Here is a 17,542-nt window from a genome sequence, read left to right as displayed (position 1 = left end):
CCGGTGGTTCGGGGTGGATCAGATCCGGTTCGCGGTGAGGTCGCGGACCTCGGCGTAGCGCTCGCGGACGGCGGGGGTCGGGTCGGCCTCGTGCACCTCGGTGCCCGGCCGCGGCCACTCGGGTGCAGCGGCCGCGCCGGACAGCACCCAGGCGGCCTGGCGGGCGGCGCCGTCGGCCACGTACTCCCCCGGCGGCGGCACGAGCACCGGCACGCCGAGGACGGCGGGGGCGATCCGGCGGACCGCCTCCGAGCGGGCGCCGCCGCCGACGAGGAACACCCGCCGCACCTCCGCGCCGGTGGCGCGGACGGCGTCGAGGCCGTCGGCGAGGCCGCACAGCAACCCCTCCACGGCGGCGCGGGCGAGCGAGGCCGGGGTGGAGGTGGCCAGGGTCAGGCCGTGCAGCGCGCCGGTCGAGTCGGGGCGGTCCGGCGTCCGCTCGCCCTCCAGGTAGGGCACGAGGACCAGGCCGCCGGCGCCGGCCGGGGCCGACAGCGCCAGCCGGGACAGCTCGGCGTGGTCGACGCCGAGCAGCCGCGCCGTGGCGTCGAGGACGCGGGCGGCGTTGAGCGTGGCCACCAGCGGCAGGTAGTTGCCGGTGGCGTCGGCGAACCCGGCGACGGCGCCGCTGGGGTCGGCGGCCGGGGTCGTGGAGACGATCGAGACGACGCCGGAGGTGCCGATCGAGCAGACGACGTCGCCGGGCTCGGCCGCCAGGCCCAGCGCCGCGGCGGCGTTGTCGCCGGTGCCCGGGCCGAGCACGGCGCCGGTGGTGCCCGCCCACGCCACCGTCCCGGCCGCCTCGGCCGGGCCGAGCACCCGCGGCAGCACCGGGGTGCTGCCGAAGGCGCGCTCCAGCAGGTCGGGCCGGTACTCCCCCGTCGCGGCCGACCAGTAGCCGGTACCGCTGGCGTCGCCGCGGTCGGTGACCAGCGCGCCCAGACCCGGCTGCCCGGCGAGCACCCAGGTGAGCCAGTCGTGCGGCAGGCAGACCGCGGCGGTGCGCTCGGCGTTGGCCGGCTCGTGCTCGGCCAGCCAGCGCAGCTTGGTGACGGTGAACGACGCCACCGGCACCAGGCCGACGGCGTCGGCCCACGCCTGCGGGCCGCCGAGCTCACGGGTGAGGTCGGCGGCCGCGCCGGCGGAGCGGGTGTCGTTCCAGAGCAGGGCGTCGCGCACGACCCTGCCGTCACCGTCGAGGCAGACCATGCCGTGCTGCTGGCCGCCGACGGCGACGGCGGCGACGTCGTCGAGCCCGCCGGCCTGCGCCACCGCCTGCTCCAGCGCGGCCGCCCAGGCCGCGGGGGCCACCTCGGTGCCCTCGGGGTGCGGCGCCCGGCCCTCGCGCACAAGGGCACCGGACGCCGCGTCCCGGACGACGACCTTGCAGGCCTGGGTCGAGGTGTCGACCCCCGCGACCAGGGCCATCAGCGGGCGCCGAGCAGGTGCTCGAGGGCCAGCTGCGACAGGCGGACCTGACCGCCGCGGCGGGCGCCGGCGGCCGCGGCGTCGAAGTCCTCGAACGCCGAGCGGTCGGCCAGCAGCTGCTCGTAGGTCTCGCCGTCGCCGAGGGTCGGCTGGGCGAGCTCGGGCACGGCGGCGTCGGCGAGGGCCTCCTGCACCTCCGGGTCGGCGCGGAACGCGGCGGCCCGCTCCTTGAGCAGCAGGTAGGTGCGCATGTTGGCGGCGGCCGACTCCCAGACGCCCTTGCCGTCCTCGGTGCGCAGCGGCTTGTAGTCGAAGTGGCGGGGGCCCTCGTAGCGGGCGCCGCCGGACGGGAAGCCGTTCTCCAGCAGGTCGACGGTGGCGAAGGCGGAGAGCAGGTCGCCGTGACCGAAGACGAGGTCCTGGTCGTAGCGCGGGCCCTTCTGCCCGTTGAGGTCGATGTGGAAGAGCTTGCCCTGCCACAGCGCCTGGGCGATGCCGTGCGTGTAGTTCAGGCCGGCCATCTGCTCGTGCCCGACCTCGGGGTTCACGCCCACCAGGTCGGCGTGCTCGAGGGTGTTGATGAAGGCGATGGCGTGGCCGATGGTCGGCAGGAAGATGTCGCCGCGGGGCTCGTTGGGCTTGGGCTCCAGGGCGAAGCGCAGGCCGTAGCCGCGGTCCTCGGAGTACTGGGCCAGGGTGTCGATGCCCTCGCGGTAGCGGTCGAGCGCGGCCTTGAGGTCCTTGGCGCTGTCGACCTCGGCGCCCTCGCGGCCGCCCCACAGCACGTAGGTCTGCGCGCCGAGCTCGGCGGCGAGGTCCATGTTGCGCATGACCTTGCGCATCGCGAACCGGCGGACGCCGCGGTCGTTGGCGGTGAGCCCGCCCTCCTTGAACACCGGGTGGGTGAACAGGTTGGTGGTCACCATCGGCACGACCAGGCCGGTGTCGGCCAGCGCCTTCTTGAACGCGTCGATCCGCTGGGTGCGGGCGGCGTCGTCGCTGCCGAAGGGGATCAGGTCGTCGTCGTGGAAGGTGACGCCGTAGGCGCCGAGCTCGGCGAGCTTGTGGACGCTCTCGACCGGGTCCAGCTCGGGCCGGGTGGCCTCGCCGAACGGGTCGCGCGCCGTCCAGCCGACCGTCCAGAGGCCGAACGAGAACCTGTCCTCACGGGTGGGCTGCGTCATGGGGTTCCTCCCGGGAACTCGACGGGGAGGCCGTGCGGGGATGCGCACAGGCCGGTGGCCGGCGGAGCGGCGCTGATTTTGTTTCGGACTAGAACATAATGCACGTCACAGCTAACCTCAACCCCGTGTCCGAGCCCGTGACGAGCCCCGAGACGGTTCGCGCGCGGCCCTCGACCGCCCGGCCGGCGAACCTCGCGCTGGTGCTGCGGACGGTGTGCTCCGCCACCACCCCACCCTCGCGCGCCGACGTCGCGGCGGCCACCGGGATGACCCGCGCGACCGCCGCCCGGCTGGCCGACGACCTCGTGGCCGGCGGCCTGCTCGACGAGGTCGAGGCCGCGCCGTCGGGCCGCCGCGGCCGCCCGGCCACGCCGCTGGCCCCCGGCGCGCGGGTCGTGGCCCTCGGCCTGCAGGCCGACGCCGGCCTGCTCGCCGGCCGGGTGCTGGACCTGCGCGGCCGGGTGGTGGGCGAGCGGGTCGAGCCCGGCGACTTCCGCGGCAGCGACCCCGGCCCCACCCTCGCCCGGCTCGGCCGGCTCGCCGCCGGCCTGCTCGACGGGCTGCCCGACGGCGCCCGGGTCGCCGGCGCCGGCCTCGCGCTGCCCGGCATCGTCGACGTCGACGCCGGCGTGCTGCTGCGCGCGCCCAACCTCGGCTGGTCCGACCTGCGCCCGGCCGAGCTGCTCGGCCCGCCGCTGCCCGCGGAGCTGGTCCTGGGCAACGAGGCCGACCTGGCCGCGCGCACGGTCGCCGAGACCGCGCCCGGCCGGCCGGGGCCGCACCGGGACTTCGTCTACCTGTCCGGGCAGATCGGCGTCGGCGGCGCGACCGTCATGGACGGCCGGGTGGTGAGCGGCAGCTCCGGCTGGGCCGGCGAGATGGGCCACGTGTGCGTCGACCCCGCGGGGCCGGCCTGCCGCTGCGGGTCCACCGGCTGCCTGGAGCAGTACGCCGGCCGCGACGCGCTGCTGGCCGCCGCCGGGCTGCCCCGCGACACCGGCCCCGGCGAGCTGGCCCGCCGCGCCGCCAACGGCGACCCCGCGGCCCGCGCGGCCGTCGACGGCGCCGCCCGGGCGCTGGGCGTGGCGCTGGCCGGCGTGCTCAACGTGCTCGACGTGCCGACCGTCGTGCTCGGCGGCCACCTCGGCGAGCTGGCCGCACAGCTGTGCCCGGCACTCGAGGAGACGCTGGGCCGGCGGGTGCTGTCGGCCCGCTGGCGCCGGCCGCGGGTGGAGGCCGCGCTCGCCGCCCCGGCCGCCGGGGCGACCGGGGCGGCGCTGCGCGCGCTGGCCGGCGTGGTCGCCGACCCCGCGCGCTGGCTGCGACCGCACTGAGCTACTTGCCGAAGCCGGCGGTGAGGCCGCTGAGCAGGTACCGGCGGCCGACCAGGTAGAGCACGAAGATCGGCACCACCGACAGGGTCACGGCCGCGAGCAGTCCGGGCACGTTGGTGCCGAACTGGCCCTGGAAGTCCCACAGGCCCAGGGTGAGCACCCGGTTGTCCTCGGACTGGGTGAGCACCAGCGGGAACAGGAAGCCGTTCCAGGCGGTGAGCGAGGTGAACACCGACACCGTGGTGATCGCCGGCTTGGCCAGCGGCAGCACCAGGTGGCGCAGCACGGCGAACGGACCGGCGCCGTCGAGGGTCTGCGCCTCGTACAGCTCGCCGGGGATGTCGCGCAGGCTGTTGACCATCACCAGCAGCGCCACCGGCATGGCGAAGGCCGCCGTCGGCAGGATGATCGCCAGCAGGGTGTCGTACAGGCGCATCTGCGTGATCATCAGGTACACGGGGATGATCGCCGCCTGCGCCGGGATGGCCAGGCCGACGAGCATGAGCGAGAAGCCGCGCTGCACGAACCGGCCGGCGTTGCGGGCCACCGCGTAGGCCGCCGGCAGGGTCAGCCCGACGACGATCGCCACCGTCGCGATCGTCACGACGACCGTGTTGAGCAGGTAGGTCGTGAACCCGCCCTCGAAGACGGTCCGGTAGTTGTCCAGCGTCGGGTTCGACGGCGGGACCAGCGGGTTGTCCGACAGGTAGTCCTGCCGGGTCCGCAGGCTCCCCGAGACCAGGTAGTACAGCGGGACGGCGACCAGCACCAGCCAGACCAGGGACAGGACGCCGGCCAGGACGTTGGGGCGCTCCCGGCGGCCCCGGCGGCCCCGGCGGCGCGGGCGGGCGGGCGCGGGGGCCGCGCCGGTGGTGGGCAGCGCGGTGGCGGTCACAGGCCCTCCTGCTGGCTCTGCATGGCCCGGAAGCCGGTGATGCGGGTGACGAAGAGGGACAGGCCGGCGCCGAGCACCAGCAGCAGCACCGCGATCGCGCTGGCGTAGCCGAACTCGAAGCCGCTGAAGCCGGTGATGTACATGTACAGCGGCGCGATGCGGGTCGTCGTCCCGGGACCGCCCCCGGTGAGGATGAGGATCGTGTCGAAGGTGGTGAACGAGCCGACCAGCATGAGCACGCTGGAGGTGATCACCGTGTACTTCAGCAGCGGCAGCGTGATCGTGAAGAACTGGCGGAAGCGGCCGGCGCCGTCGATGGTGGCCGCCTCGTAGAGGCTGTGCGGGATCTGCCGCGCCGCGCCTTGGTAGAGCAGCGTGTGGAACGGGACGTACTGCCAGGAGACGACCCAGACCACGGTGTAGATGACGATCTCGGTGTCGCCGAGGAAGTTGAACCGGTCGAGGAACGGCAGCGCCTGGGTGACCCCGAAGTTCGGGTCGAGCACCGAGGCCCACAGCAGCGCGATGGCCGCCGTCGACAGGAGCAGGGGCAGGAAGAACAGCGAGCTGAGCACGGCGCGGTTGCGCTGCCGCCCGGCCGCCCAGACCCCGATCAGGAGAGCGATCGGGGTCTGGACGGCCCAGGAGGCCACCATGAACAGCAGGGTGAGCAGCAGGGCGTCGCGCGCCTCGCCGTCGGCGACCAGGCGCTCCCAGTTCGCCGCCCCGGACGGCTGCGGGAACCCGAAGCCGTCCCAGTCGGTGAAGCTGAGGTAGACGACCAGGAGCATCGGCAGGACCGCGAAGAACCCGAAGAAGGCCAGCGCGGGTGCCAGGTACCAGCCCGAGGGACGCTCCCGCGTCCCGGTGGACCGCCCCCGCGGCGCCGGCGGCGCCGGGTTCTCCGCGGGAGTCACGAGGGTGCTTCCTGCCATGCCGGTTCCCCTGCCGTGTGGTGGAGCGGTGGTGCGGTGGTGTCGGACCGTCAGGCCGCGGACATCGCGGCGACGAAGCCCTCGGGGGTCTGCTCACCGAGGAAGAGGCGCTGCAGCTCGGTCAGCATCTCCGTGGACTGCTCGGCGGGCAGGTCCTGGTCCCAGGACAGCTGGAAGTTCGGCGCGCCCTCGACCAGGTCGTAGATCCAGGTCGTGTAGTCGGCGTTGTCCCCGGCCTCCAGCTGCTCGCGGACGCCGGTCACCGCCGGCACGTCGCCGGCCGCCACGAGGTCCTCGACGTACTGCTCGTCGTTGAGCGCGGTCGACACGTACTCCAGCGCGGTGTCCTTCTGGTCGGAGTCCGCGGCCACCGAGTAGAAGTTGGTCGGGTTGCCGACGACGTTGGCCGGGTCACCGGCGCCGCCCTCGACGGCCGGGAACGGTGCCCAGCCCAGGTCGCCCGCCTCGACGAACTCGGGGCTCTGGCCGAGCTGGTTGACGTACTCCCAGGACCCCATGAGGTGGAAGCCGGCGTCGCCCTGGGCGAGGATCGTCGACGCGCCGCCGACGTCGTAGCCGACGGAGGCGAAGTCGTCGCCGAAGGCGCCGCGGTCGACCAGGTCGGTGACCATCTGCAGGGACTGCAGGACGGCCGGGTTCTCCCACGCGCCGTCCTCGCCGTCGCGGATGGCCTGGAAGACCTCCGGGCCGCCGACGCGGTCGAGCAGGTACTCGATCCACATCAGCTCGGTCCAGGACTGCGAGCCGGCCAGCGCGATCGGGGTGACCCCGCTGGCCTTGAGGGCGTCGACGGCGGCCAGCAGCTGGTCCCAGGTCTGCGGGACCTGGACGCCGGCGGCGTCGAGGACCTGCTTGTTGTAGAAGAGCGCGACCGGCTGCACGCCGCGCATCGGGATCCCGTAGTACTTGCCGTCGAGCTGGGCGGCCTCGAGGACGCTCGGGATGAACGAGTCGCGGAGCTCGGTGTCCTCCTCCAGCAGCGGGGTGAGGTCCTCCACCGCGCCGGCGTCGACGTACTCCTTGAGGTTGCCGCCGCCCCAGTTGAAGAAGACGTCGGGGGCCTCGGGCGAGCCCAGGGCCACGCGCAGCCGCTGCTTGTACGGGTCGTTGCCGAACGTCGTCAGCTCGGCGTCACCCGCCTCACTGGTCTCGTTGAACCGGGAGACCGAGGACTCCTCGATCGGGTTCAGGACGGTGTCCTGCAGGGCCCACACCTGCGCGGTGTCGCCGCCGCCACCGCCTCCGCCGGGGCCGGAGGAGCCGCAGGCGGCCAGGCTCGTTGCGAGGAGGAGCGCGCCGGCAGACGCGGCTCCGCGGGTCAGACGCCGGGATGACATCCCATCGCCGCCTTTCTGTTTCGACGTTGAAAACCGAAAGTTTCGGAGTGGTGCGAGAACGTAAGCCACGTCACCGGCGCTGTCAACGCGCCCGCCACAGACGCGCCGCGGGCGATCTTCCCGCCCTCCAGGGGCGTCCCGACGCACGCGCGGACTGACCAGCAGGGATGAGCGGGGCTGGCGGTTTCGGAGATGTTTCGATAGCGTTCCCGCTCACATTCGTCCGGCACCGCCGCCGGGGCCCTCCTCCGGCCCACCCCGGGACGCCAGGCTGGACGGCACCCCGGCGGGCACACCGGCCGCCGGCGACCGGCGACCCAGGAGGACCCCGCGTGTCCGAGCAGACGGCAGGCCGCCCGACCCTGGCGAGCATCGCCGCGGCGGCAGGCGTGTCGCTGCCCACCGTGTCGAAGGTCGTCAACGGCAAGACCGACGTCGCCCCCGCCACCCGCCAGCGGGTGCTGGCCCTCCTCGACCAGTACGACTACGTGCCGGTCACCCGCCGCGCGGTCCCCGAGCCGGAGAGCCCGCTGGTCGACGTCGTGTTCACCGCGCTGGACAGCCCCTGGGCGGTCGAGCTGCTGCGCGGCGTCACCGAGAGCGGCCTGGAGATCGTCGTCGACTCGCTCGCGGCGCGGCCGCAGGACGGCGACTGGGTCCGCTCGCTGATCGCCGGTGGCCGCCGCGGCGCCATCGTCGTCACCTCGCGCATCACCGCCGCCGACCAGCGCCGGCTGGGCCGCTCCCACCTCCCGGTCGTCGTCATCGACCCGGTCGACATGCCCGGGCCCGACGTGCCCAGCGTCGGGGCCACCAACTGGTCCGGCGGCATGGCCGCGACCGAGCACCTGGTCGAGCTGGGGCACCGGCGGATCGCGGTCATCGGCGGTCCCGAGGACTACCTGTGCAGCCGGGCGCGCATCGACGGCTACCGCGCCGCGCTCGACCGCGCCGGCATCCCGGCCGATCCGGCGCTGGTGCGCCACGGCAACTTCCACCACGACGGCGGCTACGAGCGGGCCCGCGAGCTGCTCGAGCTGCCCGACCCGCCGACGGCGGTCTTCGCCGGGAGCGACGAGCAGGCCTTCGGCGTCCTCGAGGCCGCCCGCCAGGCGGGCCTGTCGGTGCCGGGGGACCTGTCCGTCGTCGGCTTCGACGACCTGCCGATGGCCCGCTGGTCCTCCCCTCCCCTGACCACCGTGCGCCAGCCGCTGGCCGACATGGGCCGGATGGCCGGGCGCATGCTGCTCGACCTGGTCAGCGGCCGGGAGCTGACCAGCCAGCGGGTGGAGCTGGCCACCTCGCTCGTCCCGCGCGCCTCCACGGCCCGCCGTCCCTGACCCCGTCCCCGCACACCGGCCGGGCGGCCCGCGCCGTCCGGCTCCTCCCCGCACGTCTGGAGCCGCCCCGTGACCGACCGATCCCTGCTCGACGCACCCGCCACCGGCGACTGGCGGGACCCGTCCCGGCCGCTGGACGTGCGGGTGCGCGAGCTGATGGCCCAGATGACCCTCGAGGAGAAGGTCGCCCAGCTCTACGGCGTGTGGACGACGATCGGCGAGGGTGAGGACGTCGCCCCCAACCAGCACGAGTTCTCCGAGCCGCTCCCGCCGTGGGAGGAGCTCACCCGGCCCGGCCTCGGGCAGCTGACCCGCGTGTTCGGCACCGTGCCGGTCGAGCCGCTCACCGGCGCCCGCGTCCTGGCCAGCACCCAGCGCGGCATCGTCGAGGGCTCGCGGCTGGGCATCCCGGCCGTCGCGCACGAGGAGTGCCTGACCGGGCTCGCCGCCTGGCAGGCGACCGTGTTCCCGACGCCGCTGGCCTGGGGGGCCTCCTTCGACCCCGTGACCGTGCACGCGATGGCGGCCGGCATCGGCGGGCTCATGCGCCGCATCGGCGTGCACCAGGGGCTCGCGCCGGTCCTCGACGTGACCGTCGACGCCCGCTGGGGCCGCACCGAGGAGACGATCGGCGAGGACCCGTACCTCGTCGCCGCGCTGGGCACCGCCTACGTCCGCGGCCTGGAGGACACCGGCGTCGTCGCCACCCTCAAGCACTTCGCCGGCTACTCCGCCTCGGGCGCAGGGCGCAACCACGCCCCGGTGCGGCTGGGCCCGCGCGAGTTCGCCGACCTGCTGCTGCCGCCGTTCGAGACGGCGCTGCGCGAGGGCGGCGCCCGCTCGGTGATGCACTCCTACGCCGCCGTCGACGGCGTCCCGCCCGCCGCCGACCCGGCGCTGCTCACCGACCTGCTGCGCGGGACCCTCGGCTTCGACGGCGTCGTGGTCGCCGACTACTTCGGCGTCTCGTTCCTGGAGACCACCCAGCACGTCGCCGGCTCCCCCGGCGAGGCCGCCGCGCAGGCGCTGGCCGCCGGTGTCGACGTCGAGCTGCCGACGGTCCGCTGCTACGGCGCGCCGCTGCTGGAGCGGGTGCGGTCGGGCGAGGTGCCCGAGGCGCTGGTCGACCGCGCGGTGGAGCGGGTGCTGCGGCAGAAGGGCGAGCTCGGCCTGCTCGACGCCGGCTGGGACCCCGAGCCGGAGGCGCTGCGCAGCGGCGAGCCGCTGGACTTCGACCCGCCGCACCTGCGCGAGATCGCCCGCGTGCTCGCCGAGCGGTCGGTGGTGCTGCTGGACAACCCCGGCGGCTCCCTGCCGCTGGCGGCGCCGCGGCGGATCGCCGTCGTCGGCCCGTGCGCGGACTCCGTGCTGTCCCTCATGGGCTGCTACGCCTTCCCCAACCACGTCGGCCCGCAGCACCCCGACGTGCCGGTGGGCCTGGAGGTGCCCACGCTGCTCGACGCCGTCCGCGCCGAGTTCACCGGCGCCGAGGTCACCACCGCCCCGGGCTGCCCGGTGCAGGAGCCCGACCGCAGCGGCTTCGACGCCGCCGTGGCCGCGGCCCGCGACGCCGACGTGTGCGTGGCCGTGGTCGGCGACAGCTCGGGCCTGTTCGGCCGCGGCACCTCCGGCGAGGGCTGCGACGCCGCCGACCTGCGGCTGCCGGGCGTGCAGGGCGAGCTGCTCGACGCGCTGCTGGAGTCGGGCACCCCGGTCGTCGTCGTGCTGCTCACCGGCCGGCCCTACGCCCTCGGCGACGTCGCCGGCCGGGCCGCGGCCGTCGTGCAGGCGTTCTTCCCCGGCGAGGAGGGCGCCGGCGCGGTCGCGGGCGTGCTCAGCGGCCGGGTCAACCCCTCGGGCCGGCTGCCGGTGTCGGTGCCGCGCGGGCCGGGCGGGTCGCCGGCCACCTACCTGGCGCCCACCCTCGGCCGCGCCGGCGGGATCAGCTCGGCCGACCCGACGCCGCTGTTCCCGTTCGGCCACGGGCTGGGCTACACGACCGCCGACTGGTCCGACCTCGCGGTGTCCGGCGAGGAGTGGGCCACCGACGGCGAGCTGACCGTCTCCTGCACGGTCCGCAACACCGGCGCCCGCGCGGGTGCGGAGGTGGTGCAGCTGTACCTGTCCGACCCGGTGGCCAGCGTGGTGCAGCCGCTGCGCCGGCTGGTCGGCTTCGCCCGGGTGGAGCTCGACGCCGGCGCCGCGGCGCGGGTGACGTTCCGCCTGCACGCCGACCGGGCGTCGTTCACCGGGCGGGACCTGCGCCGCGTGGTCGAGGCCGGGGAGGTGCAGCTCGCCGTCGGCGCCTCCAGCGAGGACCTGCGGCTGCGGGCGACGGTGCGGCTCACCGGGCCGGACCGGGTCGTCGGGCCGGACCGGGTGCTGTCCACCCCGGTCGAGATCACCGCGCTCTGACCGCCCGCGGCCCGTCCCCCCGCCCCGGGGGGCGGGCCGCGGCCGGCTAGAGGCCGACGAGCTCCTCGAGCGCGCCGACCTCCTGGCGGGTGAGCCGGCGGATCGAGCCGCTGCGCATCCGCTGCAGCGAGATCGGCCCGATCGCGGTGCGGGTCAGCCGGGACACCGGCAGGTCCACCGCGGCCAGCAGCCGCCGGACGATGTGCTTGCGCCCCTCGTGCAGCACGACCTCGACGACCGACTGGCCGGCGTGGGTGTCCACGACGTGGAAGGCGTCCACCTTCACCGGGCCGTCGTCGAGCTCGATCCCGGCGCGCAGCCGGCGGTGCAGGTCGCGCGGGATCGACCCGGACACCTGCGCCAGGTAGGTCTTCCTCACCTCGTAGGAGGGGTGCGCCAGCCGGTGCGCCAGCTCGCCGTCGTTGGTGACCAGCAGCAGGCCCTCGGTGTCCTGGTCGAGCCGGCCGACGTGCACCAGCCCGGGCGCGAGGTCGCCGATCATGTCGCCGACGGTGGGCCGGTCCCGGTCGTCGCTCATCGCGGTGATGACGCCCGCCGGCTTGTTCAGCGCGTAGGTGACCCGGTCGTCGCGCAGCTCGATCCGCCGGCCGTCGACGGCGATCTTGTCGGTGTGCGGGTCGACCCGCATGCCCTGCACGGTGACGACGCGGCCGTTCACGCTGATCCGGCCGCGGTCGATCATCTCCTCGCAGACGCGGCGGGAGCCGACGCCGGCGCGGGCGAGCACCTTCTGCAGCCGCTCCCCCTCGCGCTCCTCCGGCGCGGCGGACGGCTCGCGGTCGCCGGGGTGGGCCGGGGCGAGCTCCATGTCCTCCGACCAGCCCTCACCGCCGGGTGTGCCGGGGGTCTCGTCCGGGTCGGTGTACTCGTCGCTGTGCGGTGCGGTGTCCATGTCGCGCCCAGTCTCCCACCCCCGCGGCGGGAGCCGGTCGGTGCGGGAGGACGCTCACCGGTCCGGGTCCTCCTCCCGGGCCAGCGCGGTGGGGTCGGGCAGCAACGGCGCCAGCGGCGGGAGCTCGTCGAGGCCGGTGAGCCCGAGCCGCTCGAGGAACAGCGGCGTCGTGCCGTAGAGGCCGCCGCCGCTGTCGGGGTCGGTGCCGACCTCGGCGACCAGGCCGCGGGCGAGCAGGGTGCGCATGACGCCGTCGACGCCGACCCCGCGGATCGCCGACACCCGCGCGCGGGTCACCGGCTGCCGGTAGGCGATGACGGCGAGGGTCTCCAGCGCCGCCTGGGTCAGCCGGGTCCGCTGCCCCTCCGCGAGGTGCCGCTCGACGACGGGGGCGAACTCCTCGCGGGTGTAGAACCGCCAGCCCTCCCCCACCCGGCGCAGCGTGATGCCGGACCGGCGGGCGTCGTGGTCGGCGGCGAGGTCGGCCAGCGCGGTGCGCACCCGGGCGACCGGGCAGCGGAGCGCGCCGGCCAGCGTCGCCTCGTCGACCGGCCCGTCGGCCACGAACAGCAGCGCCTCCAGCCCGCCGCGCAGCTCCGCCGGGTCGAGCGCCACCTCCGGCTCCGGCTCGGGTGCCGGCGCCGGCTCCGGCATCCCCGGGAGGACCAGCGGCTCCTCGGGGACCGGCGGGACGTCGTCGTGACCCGGCGCCGGCCGCTCGGCGACGCGGGCGGCGAGCTCCGCGGCGACGGCGTCCCACACCGCGGGGTCGGCCGCGTCGGGGCGGTCGGGGTCCCGCTCGCGGGTGGCCTCGAGCTCGGCGGCCAGGGTCTCCCAGGAGATCGGGCCCCGCCCCTCCACCCCCCGCCCGTCCGGCTCCTGCTCCTCCGGCCGGTCGCTCACGGCAGGTCCTCCGTCGCGACGTCGTCGGCGGGGTCCTCCGCGGCCGGGTCGGCGGGACCGGAGGGCACCGGGCCGGTCCACCGCACGTGCAGCTCCCCCAGCGGCGCCAGCTGGGTGAAGGTGACCCGCTGCTGGCGGTAGAGCTCCAGCAGCGCGAGGAAGCGGGCGACGACCTCCAGGGTCGAGCCGCACTCGGCGGTCAGCGCGCGGAAGGTGAGCGTCCCGGCACCGATGAGCGCGGTGCGCACGGCGAGCAGCTGCTCGGCCACGCTCACCGGCGGCGCGTGCAGGTGCGAGACGCCGACGGTCGGCGGCTCCCTCGGCGTGAGCGCCTTCGCGGCGAGCGCGGCGAACCGCTCGGGGGTGACGCCGAGCAGCACCTCGGGCAGCAGCTCGGCGAACCGCGGCTCCAGCGGCGCCTCGCGGGGGTACCGGCCGGCGGCGACGGTCTCGCGCTCGCGGAGGAACGCGGCGGCCTGCTTGTAGGCGCGGTACTGCAGCAGCCGGGCGAACAGCAGGTCGCGGGCCTCGAGCAGCTCGAGGTCCTCCTCGTCCTCGATCTCGGCGGCGGGCAGCAGCCGCGCGGCCTTGAGGTCGAGCAGGGTGGAGGCGACGACGAGGAACTCGCTGGCCTGGTCGAGGTCGAGCTCGTCGCCGAGCGCCCGCAGGTGAGCGATGAACTCGTCGGTGACCACCGACAGGGCGATCTCGGTGACGTCGAGCTGGTGCTTGCCGATCAGCTGCAGCAGCAGGTCGAACGGGCCCTCGAAGTTGGTGAGCCGCACGGTGAAGCGCGCCGGCTCCGCCGGGCGCTCCGCCACCGCCTGCACCTCACCGCTCACGGGGAGCAAGCGTATGCGCCCTGGCCTCCGTGCAGGGGCCCGCCACGAGCGTGTGCGCGGCGGGGGGCACGGGGCGCCTCCGTCAGCCGCGCAGGCGGCGGACGAGCACCGAGTCCTCGCCCTGCTCCTCGAGGTCGGCGAGCAGCACCGCGATCGCCTCGCGCACGATGCGGCCGCGGTCGGCGGCCACGCCGTGCTGGGCGCGCAGCGTGAGCCGGGCGCTCTCCAGCGCCAGCAGCTCCTCGGCGGAGAGGTAGACGGTGATCTTCTCGTCGTGCCGGGTGCGGCCGTTGCCCGCCGCCCGGGCGGGCTTGCCCCGGGTGCGGGCGCCGGGGGCGGGAGCCGGCGCCGGCGCGCGGAAGGCGGCCAGCGCGTCGGCCGGCGCGCCGCCGGGGACCAGTGTGAGCGGGGCGGGCGACTCGTCGTCGGGGGCCGTCTCCGCCGCGCGGCGGGAACCCCGCAGCGCCGGGGAGCTGACCGCCGAGCTCACGCTCGGCAGCTCGGTGACCTCCGCCTGCGGCACGTCGGTGCGGCGGAACAGCTCGGCCGCGCCGGGGAGGACGGGGCGACGCGTCACAGGGCGATGACCTCCTTGGCCAGGTCGCGGTAGGCGGCCGCACCCGACGAGGTCGGCGCCCAGGTGGTGATCGGCTGGCCGGCGACGGTCGTCTCCGGGAAGCGCACGGTGCGCTGGATGACCGTCTGGAACACGGTGTCGCCGAAGGCCTCGACCACCCGGCTGAACACCTCCCGGCAGTGCACGGTCCGGGTGTCGTACATCGTGGCGAGGATCCCGGAGATCTCCAGCTCGGGGTTGAGCCGCTCGCGCACCTTGTCGATCGTGTCGACCAGCAGCGCCACGCCGCGCAGCGAGAAGAACTCGCACTCCAGCGGGATGACCACGCCGTGCGCCGCGGTCAGGGCGTTGACCGTGAGCAGGCCCAGCGACGGCTGGCAGTCGATGAGGACGTAGTCGTACTCGTCGCGGACGTCGGCCAGCTTGCGCAGCAGCGTCTGCTCGCGGGCGACCTCGCTGACCAGCTGCACCTCGGCGGCGGAGAGGTCGATGTTGCTCGGCACCAGGTCCAGGCCCGGGACGTCGGTGGGCACGCGGACGTCGGCCAGCGTGGTCCGCTGCTCCATGAGGGCGTTGTAGATCGTGCGGTCCAGCTGCTGGGAGGGGACACCCAGGCCGACCGACAGCGCACCCTGCGGGTCCAGGTCGACCAGCAGCACCTTGCGGCCGTACTCGACCAGCGCGGCACCCAGGTTGATCGTCGACGTCGTCTTGCCGACGCCGCCCTTCTGGTTGCACATCGCGATGACCCGCGCCGGGCCGTGCTGGGTCAGCGGCGGCGGCTCGGGCAGCTTGCGCTGCCGCGCGCGGGCGGGGTCCAGCTTCGAGGCGGCCGCACCCATCTCCCCGCCGTCGGCCGGGAGTGCGAGGGCCTGCCCGGCCACGTCCCCTCGGATCGCCATGAGTGCCACTCCTCCGTGCTCCCCGGCGGAGCCGGCCGCGGTCTCGGCCGGCCCGGTCCGCTCGGGTCCTCCCCGACGGTAGGGAGATCACCACGAACGATCCACGGGACACGCCGGTTGCTGGCGGATGTCGCCCAGGTTCCGGAGTACCGGCGGGTAGCCGTGGGCAGGACCTGCCAGACGGGCGCCCCCGCCCTCGTCAGGACAGGGCCCTCGGGTGGCTGCTGACGTACACCTCGCGCAGCTTGTCGACGGTGACCAGCGTGTAGACCTGGGTCGTCGTCACCGACGCGTGGCCGAGCAGCTCCTGCACGACGCGGACGTCGGCGCCGCCGTCGAGCAGGTGGGTGGCGAACGAGTGCCGCAGCGTGTGCGGCGAGACGTGGTCGGGGTCCAGCCCGGCCCGCTCGGCCGCCGACCGCAGGATCGCCCAGGCGCTCTGCCGCGACAGCGGCCCGCCGCGGGCGTTGAGGAACAGCCGCCCGCCCCGGACGCCGCCCCTCCCCGCCGCGGCCAGCGCCGGGCGGGCGCGCACCAGGTAGTCCTCGACGGCGCGCAGCGCGTAGCTGCCCACCGGGACGATCCGCTCCTTGCCGCCCTTGCCGGCCAGCCGCACCACGGCCTGGCCGCGGTCGAGGTCGTCGACGGCGAGGCCGACCGCCTCGGAGATGCGCGCGCCGGTGCCGTAGAGCACCTCGAGCAGCGCCCGGTCCCGCAGCCCGCGCGGGCCCTCCACCGACCCCGCGGCCTCGATCAGCGTCACCACCGCCTCGACCGGGATGGCCTTGGGCAGCCGCCGCGCCGGCGCGGGCGGCCGGACCTCCGCGGCGACGTCGCCGGGCACCAGCCCGTCGAGCAGCGCGAAGCGGTGCAGCCCGCGGACGGCGACGACGGCGCGCGCGGCCGAGGTGGCCGACAGCGGCGGGTGCTCGTCGTCGCCGGCCCGCAGCGCCGCGAGGAACCCGGAGACGTCGCTCTCCGCGACCTCCCCGAGGCCCCGCACCCCGGCGTCGGCGAGGAACCGCGCGTACCGGCGCAGGTCGCGCCGGTAGGAGGCGATGGTGTTGGCGGCCAGGCCGCGCTCGACGGCGAGGTGGTCGAGGTAGCCGCCGACCACGCGCTCGACGTCGGGACCGGCACCCGGCGTCGTCGTCGGGCCCCGTCCCCCGGCCAGGCCCCGCGCGCCGGTCCGCTCCTCGCTCGCCCCCCGCTGCGGCGCTCCCGTCGCTGTCGTCAGGACAGGACCTCCTCCCAGGGCACGGCGGTCATCCCGTGCGCCTCGGCCACCTCGGACAGGGTCACCTGCCCGGCGACGACGTTGACGCCGTGCGCCAGCGCCGGGTCCGCGGCGACGGCCGCCCGCGTCCCCTGCTCGGCCAGGGCCATGACGTAGGGCAGCGTCACGTTGGTGAGCGCGTGCGTGGAGGTGTTCGGGACGGCGCCGGGCATGTTCGCCACGCAGTAGAACACCGACTCGTGCACCCGGAAGGTCGGGTCGTCGTGTGTCGTGGGACGGGAGTCCTCGAAGCACCCGCCCTGGTCGACGGCGATGTCGACGAGCACCGACCCCGGCTTCATCCGGCTGACCAGCTCGTTGCTCACCAGCGTGGGCGCCTTGGCGCCGGGGACCAGCACCGCGCCGATCACCAGGTCGGCGTCGAGGACGGCGCGCTCGACCTCGTAGGCGTTGGAGGTCACCGTCTGCAGGTGGCCGCGGTAGACCCGGTCGGCTGCGCGCAGCTTGTCGACGTCGCGGTCGAGGACGACGACCTCGGCTTGCATGCCCAGGGCGATGGTCGCGGCGTTCATGCCCGACACCCCGGCGCCGATGACGACGACCTTGGCCGCGTAGACGCCCGACACCCCGCCGAGCAGGACCCCGCGGCCGCCGTGCGCGCGCTCGAGGCTGTGCGCGCCGACCTGCGGCGCCATCCGCCCGGCGACCTCGCTCATCGGCGCGAGCAGCGGCAGCGCGCCGCCGGCCGTCTGCACGGTCTCGTAGGCGATCGCGGTGGTGCCGGAGGCGACCAGCGCCTCGGTGCACGCCCGCGAGGCGGCCAGGTGGAGGTAGGTGAACAGCGTCTGCCCGGCGCGCAGCCGCCCGTACTCCTCCTCGACGGGCTCCTTGACCTTGAGCAGCAGGTCGGCGTCGGCCCACACGTCGTCGGCGCTCGCGACGATCCGCGCGCCGGCGGCGGTGTAGTCGGCGTCGGGGATGGAGCTGCCCTCCCCCGCGCCCTGCTCGACGAGCACCGTGTGCCCGGCCCGGGTCAGCTCCGTGACCCCGGCCGGGGTCAACGCCACCCGGTACTCCCTGTTCTTGACCTCGCGGGGCACCCCGACGCGCATGACCACTCCTGGATGTTCGACCGGGCCGAGGTCGTCGGCCCGCGCCTGCCGTCCGCTCCGGGTGAGGGAGCTCACTCCGGACCCTAGAGCCTGGCCGCTCCCGCGCTGCCGGGACCGCGCGCAGCGCCGACGATGGCGGGGGCCGGAACGCGTCGCCGAACCCCCGG

The 17,542-nt window shown here is 75.5% G+C and carries 15 protein-coding genes; 3 read left to right on the top strand and 12 right to left on the bottom strand.

The features are described from left to right. Positions 1 to 18 precede the first annotated feature (18 nt). Positions 19 to 1,428, bottom strand: a complete 1,410-nt coding sequence (xylB, locus tag ACI79Z_RS08895) for a xylulokinase (RefSeq protein ID WP_387988062.1) — start codon at positions 1,426 to 1,428, stop codon at positions 19 to 21. After that, a complete protein-coding gene (xylA, locus tag ACI79Z_RS08890) occupies positions 1,428 to 2,612 on the bottom strand; it encodes a xylose isomerase (protein ID WP_387988061.1) in 1,185 nt (394 codons plus the stop codon). The genes xylB and xylA overlap by 1 nt, the downstream gene beginning before the upstream one ends. Positions 2,613 to 2,737: 125 nt before the next feature. On the opposite strand from xylA, the gene ACI79Z_RS08885 reads away from it, so the two are divergent. Continuing rightward, the gene (locus ACI79Z_RS08885) at positions 2,738 to 3,946 is read left to right on the top strand and encodes an ROK family protein (protein WP_456902387.1); all 1,209 of its coding nucleotides are present in this window, start codon (positions 2,738 to 2,740) and stop codon (positions 3,944 to 3,946) included. Position 3,947: 1 nt separating this feature from the next. On the opposite strand, the gene ACI79Z_RS08880 is transcribed toward ACI79Z_RS08885, so the two are convergent. From ACI79Z_RS08880 to ACI79Z_RS08870, 3 genes are read right to left on the bottom strand one after another with little or no spacing between them, the layout of a single operon-like run. Next, complete coding sequence (locus ACI79Z_RS08880) at positions 3,948 to 4,841, bottom strand: carbohydrate ABC transporter permease (protein ID WP_456902386.1); 894 nt, start codon at positions 4,839 to 4,841, stop codon at positions 3,948 to 3,950. Then, positions 4,838 to 5,776: a carbohydrate ABC transporter permease gene (locus tag ACI79Z_RS08875; RefSeq protein ID WP_387988058.1), complete on the bottom strand. Its 939-nt coding sequence runs from the start codon at positions 5,774 to 5,776 to the stop codon at positions 4,838 to 4,840. Before ACI79Z_RS08875 ends, ACI79Z_RS08880 begins: the two co-directional genes overlap by 4 nt. Positions 5,777 to 5,826: 50 nt before the next feature. Further along, the gene (locus tag ACI79Z_RS08870) at positions 5,827 to 7,011 is read right to left on the bottom strand and encodes an extracellular solute-binding protein (protein ID WP_387988057.1); all 1,185 of its coding nucleotides are present in this window, start codon (positions 7,009 to 7,011) and stop codon (positions 5,827 to 5,829) included. A gap of 455 nt (positions 7,012 to 7,466) precedes the next feature. Here ACI79Z_RS08870 and ACI79Z_RS08865 point away from each other — a divergent pair, with 455 nt between their 5' ends. Together ACI79Z_RS08865 and ACI79Z_RS08860 are read left to right on the top strand one after the other, a co-directional pair. Continuing rightward, entirely contained in the window at positions 7,467 to 8,474 is a 1,008-nt protein-coding gene (locus ACI79Z_RS08865) for a LacI family DNA-binding transcriptional regulator (protein ID WP_456902385.1), read from the top strand. Between the two features lie 69 nt (positions 8,475 to 8,543). Further along, positions 8,544 to 10,889: a beta-xylosidase/alpha-l-arabinosidase gene (locus ACI79Z_RS08860; RefSeq protein ID WP_456902384.1), complete on the top strand. Its 2,346-nt coding sequence runs from the start codon at positions 8,544 to 8,546 to the stop codon at positions 10,887 to 10,889. Positions 10,890 to 10,935: 46 nt separating this feature from the next. Here the strand turns inward: ACI79Z_RS08860 and ACI79Z_RS08855 are convergent, their stop codons facing one another. From ACI79Z_RS08855 to ald, 7 genes are all read right to left on the bottom strand, one after another. After that, positions 10,936 to 11,802 (bottom strand): pseudouridine synthase, encoded by an 867-nt coding sequence (locus ACI79Z_RS08855; protein ID WP_387988054.1) that lies wholly within the window; start codon positions 11,800 to 11,802, stop codon positions 10,936 to 10,938. A 54-nt stretch (positions 11,803 to 11,856) separates the two neighbouring features. After that, on the bottom strand, positions 11,857 to 12,705 hold the full coding sequence (gene scpB / locus ACI79Z_RS08850; RefSeq protein ID WP_456902383.1) for an SMC-Scp complex subunit ScpB: 849 nt from the start codon (positions 12,703 to 12,705) through the stop codon (positions 11,857 to 11,859). Continuing rightward, the gene (locus ACI79Z_RS08845) at positions 12,702 to 13,547 is read right to left on the bottom strand and encodes a segregation and condensation protein A (RefSeq protein WP_387988052.1); all 846 of its coding nucleotides are present in this window, start codon (positions 13,545 to 13,547) and stop codon (positions 12,702 to 12,704) included. The genes scpB and ACI79Z_RS08845 overlap by 4 nt, the downstream gene beginning before the upstream one ends. A gap of 82 nt (positions 13,548 to 13,629) precedes the next feature. Beyond that, positions 13,630 to 14,124 (bottom strand): hypothetical protein, encoded by a 495-nt coding sequence (locus ACI79Z_RS08840; protein ID WP_387988051.1) that lies wholly within the window; start codon positions 14,122 to 14,124, stop codon positions 13,630 to 13,632. Further along, positions 14,121 to 15,026, bottom strand: a complete 906-nt coding sequence (locus ACI79Z_RS08835) for a ParA family protein (RefSeq protein ID WP_456902382.1) — start codon at positions 15,024 to 15,026, stop codon at positions 14,121 to 14,123. Before ACI79Z_RS08835 ends, ACI79Z_RS08840 begins: the two co-directional genes overlap by 4 nt. A gap of 199 nt (positions 15,027 to 15,225) precedes the next feature. After that, a complete protein-coding gene (locus tag ACI79Z_RS08830; protein ID WP_456902381.1) occupies positions 15,226 to 16,143 on the bottom strand; it encodes a site-specific tyrosine recombinase XerD in 918 nt (305 codons plus the stop codon). Positions 16,144 to 16,259: 116 nt separating this feature from the next. Then, the gene (gene ald / locus ACI79Z_RS08825; protein WP_456902380.1) at positions 16,260 to 17,375 is read right to left on the bottom strand and encodes an alanine dehydrogenase; all 1,116 of its coding nucleotides are present in this window, start codon (positions 17,373 to 17,375) and stop codon (positions 16,260 to 16,262) included. Between the last annotated feature and the right edge of the window lie 167 nt (positions 17,376 to 17,542).

Source organism: Geodermatophilus sp. SYSU D00663 (genome assembly GCF_054050655.1).
The sequence above is the reverse complement of the archived record's forward strand: the minus strand, read 5'-3'. Positions and strand labels throughout refer to the sequence as shown.